Source organism: Bacteroides sp. HPS0048 (assembly GCF_964240755.1).
GTDB classification, from domain to species: Bacteria; Bacteroidota; Bacteroidia; order Bacteroidales; family Bacteroidaceae; genus Bacteroides; species Bacteroides nordii.
Window position 1 is genome coordinate 1 of sequence record NZ_CAXSVC010000042.1, and the last position, 13686, is coordinate 13686.

Here is a 13686-nt window from a genome sequence, read left to right on the forward strand (position 1 = left end):
TAAACAATTAATATTCAATTAAATAACAATAAGAAAAGTACATATGCAATAGTAATTTATTTAATGCGTCGGCCCTGGTCTTGTGATATCTATTATTAAAACATCCGGATGTTCTAAATAAAAACATGCAGATGTTTTATATAAGAACATCCGGGTGTTTTGGTAGAAAACATGGGGATGTTTTTAGTCTTAAATTATGTAGCAAAGATATGCTAAAGTCAGTAGATATGCAAATAAAGAATAGCTGCTTTAGGAGGTCTAAAGTATATTGTTTTATATAGCTCTCATAATGAATGAATTTATAGAGAAGAAGGGTGTTTAAAAGGAATGAACTCTTTATTTTTGATTTATATAATAAAGGGTGGTTGAATTGAGTATCTATATGTGATATTATAAGGGAGGATGATAGGTTACAGTAATGTTTTGTGTTATTTTTTTTAGTAATGGTTATCGTTTTGTATATAGATATTTTATTGATAATATTTGAGAGAATACTGATAGTAGTATTGTTAAGAATTGCTTATTTTTACAATTGATAATTATGAATATGATGTTTATGAAAAGTTTTTATTTATTTTTTTGTATTATCTTGTTAGAAAGAAAAATAGGACTACGAATAGACAGAAGCTGAGGACCTTGTTTGGATTGTTGTTTTTTTTGTAGTGAAATTGTTTATGAATAAAGTAATTTGGATGTATCAAAACATTATTGGATGTATCAAAACATTATAAGTAGAAGTTGTATATTCATTGTGATATTATTGAGCAGTTGCCAGGTAAATATAAATCCTAATAAAATAGATGAAGAGTTATTAGATCATTTAAAACATTTGGCTGACACTGATTCATTATCTCGATTTACACAGATTGTAGGACTTACGTATTCTGATTTTTATTCTTATGTAATAATTGGAGATGGATCTTTTATCCCTGAATCAATTGAAGATCGAGAACCAACTGATATTATAGAATATAATGGTAAATATTTTTTTTGTTTTATTTGCAGGGTAAACCAAAATTGCCAGGTAAAATAGTAGATAAAATATGGCCATATTTAGAAGGGGCTCAATATAGTAATTTTACATGGTATTTTTTTTAATGTAAGTCGTGTGATAAAAGTATGTTTACCCGAAAAAGAGAACTAGAGAGTTATTACGATATAGAAGCTATACGTAATTTTCGTTGTTTAGAGGACGTGAAAGTAGATCCTTTAGTGGATATGACTATCTCGTATGTTCGGATTTGTGGTAAGGATAACTCAGTATCTCTTTTTTCTGATTTGTTGGAAATATATTTGTATATTGAGATTTACAATAAATCTGATTCTTCTTTCTATTTAGATTTATCTTCAAATATTGAGAGTCGTTTTTTACTTAAGAATGGTAATCAGCCGTTTGAATTTTCTGTTTCAGAGATTGATCTTCTGGATGTTTTCCCTGGGATTTATAATGTTCCTCCCTTTTCTCCGGAACAGGAGGGTAAAACAGGAGCTCCTATAAATTTAATTTTGAAATGTAATCCTTTAAGATTTGATAGCGTCTCTTATTGTGAATATCCCCTGAAGATATATTCATTGTTGCGTGATTCATTGTATTATATACCTCCTCTGGATAATATTAATTTAGATACAAAAGTTTTAAATCGAAAGATTCATATAAATCTCCCTGAAACTATGCCATGTCTTTATAAAATTGGAGAGAAGGAGTATGTGTTTCTTCGTGATAGTTTACTGATGTAGTTTAAATGTAGCAGAAAGAATATAAATAATTGGAGGTTACAGATATAGCCCTTTCTGTATCTGATGCTATGGATATTTTATAATTTTGTGGGAGCAGAATTTACGATTTAATACCTATATATGAACTTTTACCATGAAACAGAATTTATTTCTTTTCGTATCATTAATGCTTATTGCATTTGTTATTGTGTCATGTAAAATTGGTTTTGATACTCAGGTATATAGGTTTATACCTTCTATTGATTCAGATATTTATAGTGAAAATGAAATCAGGAAAAAAATCGTGGAGAGTGATGTGAAATCTATTATTTTAAGAAATGATTCAATTTTGGAATATTGGAAACGTTATGGAGGGATAGGTCGTTCAATGATAATTAAGTATGCATTAATTGATAATGAACTTATTGTTTATCCTACAGATGTTGAAGGATATAATGTTCCTGACATATCTGGTATGCATTTTTTGTATAGTCGGGATAGTTTGATTAATATAAAAACAAATGAGAAATTTTATAATCAAAAATATCTTGATAAAAAGAAAATTGTAAAACATAGATTATAATCTGTGCTGTAATATTATTAGAAGCAATACAGGCAGATACTCTTTGAGTTCTTCTCTGAGTAATTCCATTGTTTTCTGTTTATATCGATTGATCGATTTTACACTAAGATTCATATCTTGTGCAATTTCGGCATGCGTTTTACCTTCAAAGAAGCTTTTGATAAATACAATGCGGTAGTTTTCGGGAAGGCGTTGCAGTGTTTTGTATAGCATATCATAAAGTTCGTTCAAAGTATATACACTGTCTGTCTCTGTGGCATAGATGGGAGACTGCTTTTGACAGAACTCATTGTAGTTCCATTCATATTCCATGTGTTTCAGGTGGTTGAGGCAACTGTTGCGCACGCATATTTTCAGATATGCGGTTGCTGTCTCTTTTTTTAATTCGATTGAATCCCGTTTATCCCAGAGAGAAACAAATACGTCGGAAACGAGGTCTTCACAGACTGTCATATCATTTATGAATCTCTTCGCATACAGACAGAAAGGAGCATAGTATTCTTCATACAGCTTTCTGAATTCTTTCTCGTTATTACTTTCGCGAAGGCGTATTCTCATTGCATCTGCTGTTAGGGTATTTATTATTGTATCATAGCCAAAGTCGTCACAAAAATAGTAAATAGTGCTTTGAAAAGGTACTGATTAGGACTGTTTTTTCAAAAATAGAAGAGGAGTTGTCCTTTGGAGGTGGTTTTAATTGTAATATAGATAAGGTGAGTATACATTGAAAAGCCGTGGGATATATATTTATGATTTTATGATTCTTAGAGAAAATTAGTTTTATGTTTTTATTAATTATTCGACAAGAATAGAGTAAATTGGCATCCCAAATAGTAGATAGTTTAAGCGGACCAACGATTTACCCGATTATAATTTATCCGGTAATAGTTGAAAAACGAAAAAGATAACTTAAAAACAAATGGAATATAAAGATTCAGATTTATTTTTTCGCTATTGTAAAGGCTTATGCACTGAAGCCGAGCAAAAGAAGGTGGAGATCCTGTTGAATGAGTCGGAGGAGCACCGAAGACTATTTCAGGACCTTCGGATGGCATTGGCTTTGGGAGATGACATCAGAGAGATGGAAACGATTGATGTACAAACTGCTTTTGGGAAAACTCAAAATCAGATAAGAAGAAAGAAGAATAAAAGATTGCAGCACCAATTGATCCGGTGTGCTGCATTTCTGGCTTTGCCCTTATTTCTCTCCTCTGTGATATTAGGGTATTTGTATTTTAATGAATCGTCGGATGAAAAAATACAATATGCGAGTATAACAGCTTCTACAGGTTCTGTGGTGCGTTATGAATTGCCTGATAATTCGGTCGTTTGGCTAAACTCGGGGAGTACCCTTCGTTATCCGGTTATCTTTAGTAAAAATATACGCGAGGTGGATTTGCAAGGTGAAGCATATTTTGAAGTACAATCTGATAAAGAGCATCCTTTTTATGTTAATACCCCTTCGGGAGTACGTGTATTTGTAACCGGAACCCGTTTTAATGTCAGTTCCTATGAAAATGAAGGTTATGTTGAGGCCGTGCTGGAATCCGGACATGTAAATGTACTTATACCCGGATATGAGGAAGCTGAGTCTTTACAGCCGGGTGAACGTCTGCTTTATGACAAAAAGGCGTCGCAATATGTCAAATCTGAGGTTGATGTATTTGAGAAGATAGCCTGGAAAGACGGTGAATTGATATTTAGGAATACTCCTTTGCCTGATATGTTGAAGAGATTGTCACGTCATTTTAATATTGATATTCAATTTAATAATATATCGGGGAAAGAGTATAAATATAGGGCTACTTTCAGGAACGAAACGCTCTATCAGATTCTCGATTATTTGGGTAAATCGGTTACTATGAAGTGGAGAATGGAAGAGCCGATGCAACAGGCTGACGGAACGTTTACGAGGGAGAGAGTAATAGTAGATTTGTATTGAGATTATTATAGATGCTCATCGCCGGAGGGCGATGAGTTTTTTTATTACTTTGTTTGGTTTAACTTAGATAATTCTTTTATAAATTTTGGTTTTAAATAGATAAAACTATGTATGATTAATGAATTGTGATATCTCTTTATTTGATATATGGTTGTACCTATTCCTTTTGATAAAGAGGAGGCTTATATCGTTTTATTTGTCTTTTTTTCTATAGTAAAAGTTTTATATTCTTGAAATAGATACTTTATTGATAATATTTGAGATAATGCAGATAATTATTTTGTTAAAAATTGTCTATTTTTACAATGGTTAATTTTAAATTTAGCGCTTATGAAAAGCCATTATTTATTTTGTATTATCCTATTAGGATCATTTGTATCCCCTTTATTGGCTCAAGGTGTTCCTTCACAATTCAGTTATCCGGTAAAACCTCCTCCTGCTCCAGAAGCTGCGAGTTTAGCCAAGTGTATTAATTTCCCGGTAGATTATAATACAGGTGTTCCCCGGATAGAAATTCCTCTTTTTGAGCTGAAAGGCCGTGAGAGTAGTTTGCCGCTTGTAATTAGCTATCATGCCGGAGGATTTAAGGCAAAAGAAGAAAGTGCTTATACAGGATTGGGTTGGTCGCTGAGTTCTGATTTTCAGATTGTACGAGAGATTAGAGGGCATGATGATTTTAGGCAATTATCCGGTTATTATTATTATGAGCAAGTCCCATTTGGGAAACTTACAAATTTTGATTTTGCTAATACTTATACCCCCCTATAATCGTTTACGAATGCTTAATAATGAGATTGATACTCAATCTGATAAATATTATTATAGATTAAAGGGTAAGTCGGGTTGTTTTTATCTTCGAAAGTACCAAAATGAAGGAATAACATTAGTTCCGGTACCTTATACGGGAATTAGATTTGAAGTAATTCTTCCTACAGGGACCTCTACTTTAGGATTTCGTGTAACGGATACGGATGGGACCGTTTATTTATTTGGGGGGACCACTACTACTATAGAAAAAAATGATCCGGGAACTCCTGGTATAGACTTAGGTACTTATTACATTGTAGAAATATGAAAATTAATTTTTTGATTTTATTTGTAGCGTTTTTTTTCTTATCCTATTTTGATGCTGTTGCACAAAAAGGATATGTTGATGAGATTAACCAAGTTAATAATGAAGGCCAAAAAGAAGGTTTTTGGAAAGAGAATGTTAATGAGCATTTTCGTACTGAAACATATTATCATAAAGGTAAAAAGAATGGTATATACAAGATGTTTAATACGGTAAGAAATGAACTTGTAAGTATGGGGGAGTATAAAAATGATATAGAAACTGGTATCTGGTATATTTTTGGTGATTACGGACATTTACTAATGATGCAGAGCGATTTTCAAAAAAATACATATCAGATTCCTTTAGAACATCACGCACAAGGGATATGTCCGTATCGTTGTTATAGTATTTCTTTCCATCCGAATGGTAGTAAAAAATCTGAGGGTATTTTACTTTGGGATAAAAGTGCCGATTCTGATTTTGTTTTTGAATACGGTGAATGGAAATATTACGATGAAAGTGGAGAGCTCACGAAAATAAAAGAATTTAAATAAATTCCTGTTTCCATATAGCTTTGATAATGTAATTTTATCTACTAAAGCAATTAGTGTCTATAGATTAAGTGGAAGTATGAATGGCAGAAATGGAGTTAATGAAATAGGAGTAAACAAGAAGGGGGTAATAGATCATCGTTTCTTTAGACCTTATTAAATAATTATAAACGTTATGGAATATGTAATAATTGATGGTTATTTTAGTGGGACTGGGATTAGAGACAAATACAATGGAGGATATATACTTCCTGAGTCATTAAATCTTAGCCCAGCTTTAATAGATAAGCTCAAAAAATGGTTGACAAAATATGGGTCTGAATTTTTTAATCAATATTCAGATTCGGAAAGGATTAAAACACTAGATGAAGAAGGTGAGCAAGTAGCAATTCTAGTGAAAAAAGAGTGTGCGAACACAAAAGTTGAATATTACTCGGATGCTATGATGAATACACTTTATATAAAATAATTTAGTTTACTATATACCTGATTAGATATATATTGTGGTGAAATAGATGTCGCGATGTTTATTGGGCCGTCTCAATTATGCCTCTTTAGCTTTAATATAGGCTTTACTATCTCTGTATGTCCCAATTTTATATACAATGAAGAGTTAGTCTGTCTTTCATTAGGATTTACTCTTTATTATATGGCATTACATCTGGTAACGGTAAATTTGTAGTAGTGTAGTCCCCGATAAAGAGTGAATGGGAGTAGAACATAGTAATCTTCTGTAATGGATATAGTGTCATCAATTCTTGTTACAAATCAAATAAGGGGGGGGAGTACTACTATATCACATAATTACCCAAGTATGAGTGATAAATTCACAAAAATAATATTTAAAAAACGAGATTTGCCAAGATCAACAGGCGATGTAGTTGGATGGTTATGGACTAAAAAATAATAATTTATGGATAAGCTACTTATTTGTTTATTTGCCTTTATTGGCATCACTTTTAACGGATTTTCTCAGACTGTAGATTCCTTGGTTAATATAAAGGGATATTATGTGACAAGATTTCTCAAAGATGAAATAATCTATTCTTATAATCAAAAAATAAAAAGAATCAATAACCAATCATATTCAATTCCAATTGATTATACAAGTATCTCTTTTTTTATTCCTTTAGATATTGATAATGTAGCAATTAATTGTAGTGAAAATATTGCAAAGAGCATGCCCTTTGCAAATAACCTTAATAAAGATTCTATTTACTACTTACCTGTATCAAAACAAGTTGAAAAATACATCAAGGAAGTTTTCAACTTGAATCTAAATTTATCAAAAGGAATTGCTATTTTTTCTGCAACAGGGAGAATTTCTCCATACTATATTGATACAACCAATGATAAATACTTATATAAATGTATATTTGTAGATGGAGAAGCTTTAAGAATTAAATTATTAAACACTGAAGAAAAACGTTTTCCGCTTGATATAGATGTTGATTTTGTTAATAGAAAAGCACGGTTTATAAATTTATTTTTTATCGTCAAGGTTAACTCTTATTCAACAATTATTGATGTAGAGGGTCTGAAAGAGTGGGTTCCGTATTGTGATGAGGAATAGTTCAATAGTATTCATAATATAGGAACTTTATTGATAGAATTTGAGATAATACTGGTATTTATTATGATAAAAATTGTTCAATTTTGCAATAGTTAATTTTAAATGTAGGGCTAATGAAAAAATGTAATTAATTATATTTCAATGAATTATTTTAGATTTTAAAGGGAAAACAAGAATATTAAATGAGGGAAAATATTATCCATATAAACAGTTCATTAAGATTATGTTTTTAAAATTCGCTCAATGAAAAAAAATACTTATTGTTTATTGATTATATTAGTTATGTTGTGTGCTTGTCGAAGTACAGCTTATTATAATATTACGGATAGATATGAAGTAATTTCATCAACAAAGGAAGAGGAATTTGTTCGTTTTCGACCTTATGTGTCTGAAGATTCTATAACAATGAAGTTTAGAGTTTATGAAGTAGATGATGAACTGAATGTATTGCTTGATTCTGTTATAAAGCTCACAAATGAATTTTATATGGAGAAAACGGGAAGGTATGTGGAAAATAATTTTTCTTTTCTTGTACAGAAAATGAGTGGGGATAGTGCATCAATTGTAATTGAAAATGTTCCTGTTGGTAGTCAACAGTTTAATTATGGACGGCATAAAAATATTTTCTTTTATAAGGGAGCTTGTTTCTTCTGTGACGGCTTATATGCGAATCGTCTGTTTAAAAAGACAAGAAAGTACTTTACTTTTCGTTGTGTTGACCCACGGAGATTTTTTGCGAATGATTTGGCCACTCATCCTTACTGCATTTGGCAATATCTTTATGTAAATAAAAGAATTCAATATGTCTATAGTGGTAAATGGTAAAACTGAATTGTGTGATACGAGTAAAGATATTATGAGCAGAAAGAACGTAAATAATATATCTGGAATCCTATTGTTGATATTGATGGCTTGTAATTACAATAATTTATCAATAAAAGAAGACCAAAAAATAGAAATAGAAAATGCATTTATGCTTGTTTCAGAGAAAGATACAACTTTAGTGACAGGATATGGTTATCTCTTTTTTAATTGTAGAGTGGTAAATCATGGTATAGATACTATAGTCTTAGGAAAAATTCCTTTTGATAAAGATCAAATGAACCAAGATCGTAATTCAGTGACTTGTTACCTTATTAATGGAGACTCTCTACCCTTGTTTTCTGAAAATTTATCATTTAGTGCTGAAAATACGACTATTTATCCAAATGATTCTTTAATTTTTACTTTGTCATTAGACTCTTTTGTAGGTACTAATTCCCGTTCAAAGTTTGATAGTATTTCTAATCTCATAACTCATATTGTATGGAATACTAAAACAGATCATTTTAAGTTTAAAAAAGCTGAGTCGTATGCTGTTAAACATATTATTCATAATGAATATGCAGAGGGATGGGGGATTAAAGCAGATATTCCTCAAGAATATTATCGAAAGTATTTGAGGCAGTATTGAGGGATCACTAAAGATTGGATAATTTTGGTTGTAAGAAGAAGCATTGAGATTGTTTAAAAGGTTGATTACATTTAGCTTTATATTATGTGGATAGACTAAATGCTACAGACTATGAAGATAGAAAGCATTTTGATATAGATATCTAAAAATATCTGGTGATTTTTATAGCTTTACAACTTATGTTTTTGTTGAACAGAACCTTTGAAATGTAGTTTGAATCCTGTTGATGTTGTGGGAGTTTGGATATCTCCGAATGAAAGTGAAATCATTTAATAATTATTAAAACACCAAATTTTATGGAAGTACATCAGGAATCTTTTTATATATGGATAACTAAAATTCCTGTTAAAAATAAATGATTTAAAATGATTTATGAAGAAGCCATTATTTATATTTTTATTAATTTGTGTAGGATGTCTTTTCTTGTATCTTTATATTGATGAGAAAACGTTTACTCCTTTAAAAGAAAAAGAGTTCAAAATGATTTTTTTTAATTATAGAGATGAAGCTGTAAAAGTTTGTGGTGTTGATTTTCTTGGGTTGAATTTTAAAGGAGAGCTTTTTGATTTTTATTTATACAAAATGAAAAATAGTTCTATTAATATGGATTATCCCCAGATAAAGAGTGAATGGGAGGGGCGAAAGTTGGATAGTACTGTCTCGGTTTCTAAATGGAGAAACTGTCCTATTGATTCTGTAACTACAAAACTTTATATGTTTTTGTTGACAATGAATGATTTCAATGGACAAGCATGTTCCTCTTCTTTTTATAAAGAATTAGATAATCCGCGAAATTATTATAGCTACATCTACATTAATGAGTTGGAAAATTATTTTTTATTATATTGCGTAGATAAAGGACATTTTTATTATATCAGGCATAAAGGGTTTTGAATAAATCGGTAATTGTAAATCTAAGCTTTTATTTGTTTGTATTAATTTCATCTCTTTACGTACTATATAAAAATGAGATATAAAGAACTACTCCAAAAAGGTATAACGGGCAATGATAAATATGACAAGTTACTAAGAACTTTGAGATTAAGAAAATATTTTTGAATTTGGTGATATGCTTACTTTCGAGTAGGAATATATTTTCTCATAAAGTTACAGTTAAAGTCGTTTGTATAGGGAGTAGAGCATATGGAATATTCATTGCTAACCGTGAATGGGATTACCTGGAGAATATATTACAAAATTTTCAACTTGATTTTGTATGTTTTTTGTAGCTGATGTGATAACTATAAGCTCCCCTTTTATTTAATATTCCGGGGAGTTTATAGTCATTCTGTTGTATAGGGTCAGTTTATCGTACTGACTGCTGATATCATTCCAAATGTTTGATTGTCGTTTAGGCTCCAGATCACTTCTCCTTTTTGGTTTATTTCGAAAAGTTGCGGGCTGTTTGCTGCATTGGCGTCATGGCTGTGCCCTTGCCAGTTGCATATATAAAGGTTACCATCAGAACTTTTACAAAGACCGGCTGTGAAGAAAAGCCGGACTCCTTTGATATCATTCTCATTATAACGCCGGATGATTTGGCCATCATTCGGATTGACTTCGATTAAGGTATGCCCGTCACCGCAAGCAATCCAATAGTTACCATCAGTTGACTCTAATGTAGTGAAGGGTGTACCTTCTACTTTGAAGGAGTTGATTAGTTTGCCGGAAGGAGATATTTCACGTACTTCAGAGGTAGATATGAGAGGAATAAGATAGTTGTCACGCTTGTTTTTATTCAGCTGGCGAAACTGAGAGTGGGCACGGTCAATCCCTGTTTCATATTCTGTACGGGAGAGAATTTTACCCTTCGGGCTCACTTCCATAATGACAGCCGGATGTCCTGTCCAGGCTAACAGGTAATTACCGTTGGATAACACGCGGGCAGTTTGCATTTCACAACCTTCAGGTGCTGTAATATTCCAGATCTCCTTATGATCCCGGTTGATTACTTTGGCACCTTTGGCGTAGGAAAATAAAATATTTCCGTCCGGAGTTGCAGCTACAGAGTTACATTCCCAACCTTTCTGTAAAGGATGTTCCCACTCTATTTGTTTTGAATCTTTGTCTATAATGACGATCTTATTCCATCCCGAACCACCTAATAATAATTTCTCAGTTTTGTTTTTTCCGGAGATATTAAGGAAGAGTGGGAGAGTAAAACATAGAAAAAATAATATTCTCTTCATAATGTATGTGTGTTAATTGAAAATTGGGAACCTGATTTGATCGATTCCCAATTCTCAATTAGTTGATTATTTAGATAAATCCTGGAACATTTCAAAACCTTGTTCCGGAGTCAATCCGTCATGCACTACAGCATGTACAGCCTGGATCATAGCCGCAGGCGATTCACTTTGGAATACATTGCGTCCCATATCTACCCCGGCAGCACCATCGTTGATCGCGTTATAACATAACTCAAGTGCTTCTTTCTCGGGGAGTTTCTTACCACCGGCAATAACTACAGGAACCGGACAAGCTGCTGCCACTTTCTCAAATCCCTCGCAATAGTAGGTCTTTACAATGTTGGCACCGTTCTCTGCACAGATGCGGGATGCTAAGCCAAAATAACGGGCATCGCGTGCCATTTGTTTACCTACGGCTGTTACCCCCATCACGGGAATATTGTAACGACTTGCTTTGTCTACAGCTTTATACAAATTGGCTACGGTTTTTGCTTCGTGTGCTTCGTCACCAATAGCCAACATAACAGCCATGGCTGATACGTTCATACGGATAGCGTCTTCTACATCAATCAGTACATTGTCGTTCAGATCAGTAAGGATGGAAGTACCGGCATCAGAGCGCAGACAGATAGGAGTCTTTGTATTAGCGGGGATAACCGACTGTAAAATGCCTCGTGTACACATCAGGCAGTCTGCATATTCCATTAACGGGACTATATTTAAGTCAATACGTTCGAGTCCTGAAGTAGGCCCCATGATAAAACCGTGGTCGCAAGCCAACATAACGGATTTACCTGTTTTGGGGTTAAAGATACGTGATAAACGGTCTTTCATACCCCATGCTGCATTTTCTGCACCTTTCACGTGAAAGTGTTGTTGTTGAGATGCAATGTCTAAACCAAAATTTGCACCTTCTCTTAAATCATCTAAATCTGCCATTTCTTTATATTTGATATTTATTCGAAATACATTTTTACTTTATAGCTTCTGAGAATGAAGCGAACATACAACTCCAGGAAGCAGCGCCGCTATCCATATAGCCTATAGACCGTTCACCATAGTTGCGTGCACGTCCGAAATTAGCTTTAAGTTCAATTGTGGACTGAGCACCCGCTAAAGCTGCTTCGGCTCCTGCATTTATCAATTCTTTGATATCGTCTGAAGGGCAATTCTGAATAGCTTCGACAGCAGGTATCAGGGCATCCATCATTGTTTTATCACCTTTCTGAGCTTTAGTCTGCTTTTGTACGTTAGTAAGTCCGCCGGCGAACATGGCTTTTACAGTAGCCGCATCCAATTGTGTGCCACTTACATGATCACTCATGCCAAGGAAGAAAGCTCCCAGTAAAGTACTGGTTGAACCGCTTACTTGTAACATAACATCGAATCCCATGTCATTCAGCATCGTTTTGAACTCAGTTCCTTTCTCTGCGGTGGCAACAATGGCGCTCATGGCTGTTACGATTGCTTGTCCGTGGTCACCGTCACCAATAACGGCATCCAGCTTGGAAAACTCATCTTCACGTGCTTTGATATTTGCTAAAGCAGTGGTAAGCATTGTTTTGAAATTATCAATAGTCAGTTGTGTCATTTTCTTTTGCTTTTATTTGCCAATAGTTGTCCAGTAAGGTGCGTTAGCACGTTTGTTCTTCAAATAGTCGATATGATCTTCGTCCAGAATACCCATAATCATTTGGAAACCTGCTTGTTCCTGTACAGTCAGTATCTCCTGTATACGGCTTACAACTACTTGCAGACCACGTGCTTCCAGTTCCTTATAAGCTTTGCGGAATATGATATTCAGTTCCATGTGAGTAGTGGCACCTACACCGTTGATGATAAGCATCATTTTATCTCCGGCTTTGGGTTTGAGCTGCTGGCAAAGCAGGTCTACCATTTCGGCAGCTGTAGCATCGGCTGATACAAGTGGCTTTTGACCACCACCACCTTCACCGTGTTGGCCCATTCCTATCTCCATGATACCGGCAGGCAGATCCGTGATTGTTGCGCCATTCTGAGGATGGGTACAAGAACGCATAGCTACAGCAAGTGTGGCTACCTTATTGTTATACCGTTCGCCGATTTCGATAAGCTCGTCTAATGACTTGCCTTCTTCTGCTGCTGCTCCTAATATTTTATACAAAGGAACACAACCGGCCAGCCCACGACGATCTTCTGTATTAGCATCAATTCCGGCACTGATGTCATCATGTGTCAATATCTGTTTTACTTTGATACCTGCACGTTCTGCCAACTGGCAAGCCATGTTTGCACTCATTATATCACCGGAGTGATTCAATACGACCAGTAATATACCTGCTTCACGTTTCATCAGCTGCAATGCCTGGAATACACGTTGTGCACCGGGAGCTGCAAAAATATCTCCTACTACAGAACAATCCAGCATACCTTCGCCAACGAAACCACTCAATGCAGGTTCATGACCGGAGCCACCCAAGGTGACAATAGCTACTTTACTTTCGTCCTTTGCATGGGTACGTACTACAATATTTTCACCTCCCAGTTTTACTTGATCGGCATAAGCCATTACATAGCCTTCCAACAATTCGGGAGTAATTTGTTCGGGGTTGTTGATAAATTTAGTTTTGATGTCTGACATGATGT

General features: G+C 33.9%; 16 protein-coding genes. 11 read left to right on the forward strand and 5 right to left on the reverse strand.

Features of this window, described 5'->3' with window-relative positions:
• Nucleotides 1–1119: 1119 nt before the first annotated feature.
• On the forward strand, nt 1120–1737 hold the full coding sequence (locus ACESQI_RS21555) for a hypothetical protein (protein ID WP_195661241.1): 618 nt from the start codon (nt 1120–1122) through the stop codon (nt 1735–1737).
• A 133-nt stretch (nt 1738–1870) separates the two neighbouring features.
• A complete protein-coding gene (locus tag ACESQI_RS21560) occupies nt 1871–2299 on the forward strand; it encodes a hypothetical protein (protein ID WP_195661242.1) in 429 nt (142 codons plus the stop codon).
• On the opposite strand, the gene ACESQI_RS21565 is transcribed toward ACESQI_RS21560, so the two are convergent.
• Nucleotides 2294–2857: an RNA polymerase sigma-70 factor gene (locus tag ACESQI_RS21565; protein WP_002558789.1), complete on the reverse strand. Its 564-nt coding sequence runs from the start codon at nt 2855–2857 to the stop codon at nt 2294–2296. The genes ACESQI_RS21560 and ACESQI_RS21565 overlap by 6 nt on opposite strands.
• Before the next feature lie 361 nt (nt 2858–3218).
• Between ACESQI_RS21565 and ACESQI_RS21570 the strand changes: the two genes are divergently transcribed.
• The 9 genes from ACESQI_RS21570 to ACESQI_RS21610 all read left to right on the forward strand — a co-directional run bounded on the left by ACESQI_RS21570 (nt 3219) and on the right by ACESQI_RS21610 (nt 9766).
• The gene (locus tag ACESQI_RS21570) at nt 3219–4241 is read left to right on the forward strand and encodes a FecR family protein (RefSeq protein ID WP_195661243.1); all 1023 of its coding nucleotides are present in this window, start codon (nt 3219–3221) and stop codon (nt 4239–4241) included.
• Nucleotides 4242–4571: 330 nt separating this feature from the next.
• Nucleotides 4572–5009 carry a hypothetical protein gene (locus ACESQI_RS21575; protein ID WP_195661244.1) on the forward strand — a complete coding sequence of 146 codons (438 nt, stop codon included), beginning with the start codon at nt 4572–4574 and terminating at the stop codon, nt 5007–5009.
• 10 nt (nt 5010–5019) lie between these two features.
• Nucleotides 5020–5316 carry a hypothetical protein gene (locus ACESQI_RS21580; protein WP_195450298.1) on the forward strand — a complete coding sequence of 99 codons (297 nt, stop codon included), beginning with the start codon at nt 5020–5022 and terminating at the stop codon, nt 5314–5316.
• On the forward strand, nt 5313–5849 hold the full coding sequence (locus ACESQI_RS21585; protein WP_195661245.1) for a hypothetical protein: 537 nt from the start codon (nt 5313–5315) through the stop codon (nt 5847–5849). Before ACESQI_RS21580 ends, ACESQI_RS21585 begins: the two co-directional genes overlap by 4 nt.
• A gap of 172 nt (nt 5850–6021) precedes the next feature.
• Nucleotides 6022–6315 carry a hypothetical protein gene (locus tag ACESQI_RS21590; RefSeq protein ID WP_195661246.1) on the forward strand — a complete coding sequence of 98 codons (294 nt, stop codon included), beginning with the start codon at nt 6022–6024 and terminating at the stop codon, nt 6313–6315.
• Nucleotides 6316–6759: 444 nt separating this feature from the next.
• Entirely contained in the window at nt 6760–7419 is a 660-nt protein-coding gene (locus tag ACESQI_RS21595) for a hypothetical protein (protein WP_195661247.1), read from the forward strand.
• Nucleotides 7420–7662: 243 nt separating this feature from the next.
• Nucleotides 7663–8244 carry a hypothetical protein gene (locus tag ACESQI_RS21600; RefSeq protein WP_195661248.1) on the forward strand — a complete coding sequence of 194 codons (582 nt, stop codon included), beginning with the start codon at nt 7663–7665 and terminating at the stop codon, nt 8242–8244.
• Nucleotides 8222–8872: a hypothetical protein gene (locus ACESQI_RS21605; RefSeq protein ID WP_195661249.1), complete on the forward strand. Its 651-nt coding sequence runs from the start codon at nt 8222–8224 to the stop codon at nt 8870–8872. Before ACESQI_RS21600 ends, ACESQI_RS21605 begins: the two co-directional genes overlap by 23 nt.
• Nucleotides 8873–9244: 372 nt before the next feature.
• Entirely contained in the window at nt 9245–9766 is a 522-nt protein-coding gene (locus tag ACESQI_RS21610; protein WP_195661250.1) for a hypothetical protein, read from the forward strand.
• Between the two features lie 407 nt (nt 9767–10173).
• Here ACESQI_RS21610 and ACESQI_RS21615 read toward each other — a convergent pair whose 3' ends face one another.
• The 4 genes from ACESQI_RS21615 to ACESQI_RS21630 form a co-directional block, all read right to left on the reverse strand.
• A complete protein-coding gene (locus ACESQI_RS21615; RefSeq protein ID WP_281962087.1) occupies nt 10174–11061 on the reverse strand; it encodes a hypothetical protein in 888 nt (295 codons plus the stop codon).
• 66 nt (nt 11062–11127) lie between these two features.
• Nucleotides 11128–12000 (reverse strand): 3-hydroxy-5-phosphonooxypentane-2,4-dione thiolase, encoded by an 873-nt coding sequence (gene lsrF / locus ACESQI_RS21620; protein ID WP_007483473.1) that lies wholly within the window; start codon nt 11998–12000, stop codon nt 11128–11130.
• Between the two features lie 34 nt (nt 12001–12034).
• Entirely contained in the window at nt 12035–12652 is a 618-nt protein-coding gene (locus tag ACESQI_RS21625) for a DAK2 domain-containing protein (protein ID WP_195661252.1), read from the reverse strand.
• A gap of 12 nt (nt 12653–12664) precedes the next feature.
• A complete protein-coding gene (locus ACESQI_RS21630) occupies nt 12665–13681 on the reverse strand; it encodes a dihydroxyacetone kinase subunit DhaK (RefSeq protein WP_002558802.1) in 1017 nt (338 codons plus the stop codon).
• Nucleotides 13682–13686: the final 5 nt, after the last annotated feature.

Bases quoted from the DNA above. Each gene is read 5' to 3' on its own strand.
- ACESQI_RS21625 (WP_195661252.1), bottom strand. From the start codon at position 12,652: ATGACACAACTGACTATTGATAATTTCAAAACAATGCTTACCACTGCT.
- ACESQI_RS21610 (WP_195661250.1), top strand. From the start codon at position 9,245: ATGAAGAAGCCATTATTTATATTTTTATTAATTTGTGTAGGATGTCTT.
- ACESQI_RS21555 (WP_195661241.1), top strand. From the start codon at position 1,120: ATGTTTACCCGAAAAAGAGAACTAGAGAGTTATTACGATATAGAAGCT.
- ACESQI_RS21630 (WP_002558802.1), bottom strand. From the start codon at position 13,681: ATGTCAGACATCAAAACTAAATTTATCAACAACCCCGAACAAATTACT.
- ACESQI_RS21560 (WP_195661242.1), top strand. From the start codon at position 1,871: ATGAAACAGAATTTATTTCTTTTCGTATCATTAATGCTTATTGCATTT.
- ACESQI_RS21580 (WP_195450298.1), top strand. From the start codon at position 5,020: ATGCTTAATAATGAGATTGATACTCAATCTGATAAATATTATTATAGA.
- lsrF (WP_007483473.1), bottom strand. From the start codon at position 12,000: ATGGCAGATTTAGATGATTTAAGAGAAGGTGCAAATTTTGGTTTAGAC.
- ACESQI_RS21615 (WP_281962087.1), bottom strand. From the start codon at position 11,061: ATGAAGAGAATATTATTTTTTCTATGTTTTACTCTCCCACTCTTCCTT.
- ACESQI_RS21590 (WP_195661246.1), top strand. From the start codon at position 6,022: ATGGAATATGTAATAATTGATGGTTATTTTAGTGGGACTGGGATTAGA.
- ACESQI_RS21600 (WP_195661248.1), top strand. From the start codon at position 7,663: ATGAAAAAAAATACTTATTGTTTATTGATTATATTAGTTATGTTGTGT.
- ACESQI_RS21570 (WP_195661243.1), top strand. From the start codon at position 3,219: ATGGAATATAAAGATTCAGATTTATTTTTTCGCTATTGTAAAGGCTTA.
- ACESQI_RS21595 (WP_195661247.1), top strand. From the start codon at position 6,760: ATGGATAAGCTACTTATTTGTTTATTTGCCTTTATTGGCATCACTTTT.
- ACESQI_RS21605 (WP_195661249.1), top strand. From the start codon at position 8,222: ATGTCTATAGTGGTAAATGGTAAAACTGAATTGTGTGATACGAGTAAA.
- ACESQI_RS21585 (WP_195661245.1), top strand. From the start codon at position 5,313: ATGAAAATTAATTTTTTGATTTTATTTGTAGCGTTTTTTTTCTTATCC.
- ACESQI_RS21565 (WP_002558789.1), bottom strand. From the start codon at position 2,857: ATGAGAATACGCCTTCGCGAAAGTAATAACGAGAAAGAATTCAGAAAG.
- ACESQI_RS21575 (WP_195661244.1), top strand. From the start codon at position 4,572: ATGAAAAGCCATTATTTATTTTGTATTATCCTATTAGGATCATTTGTA.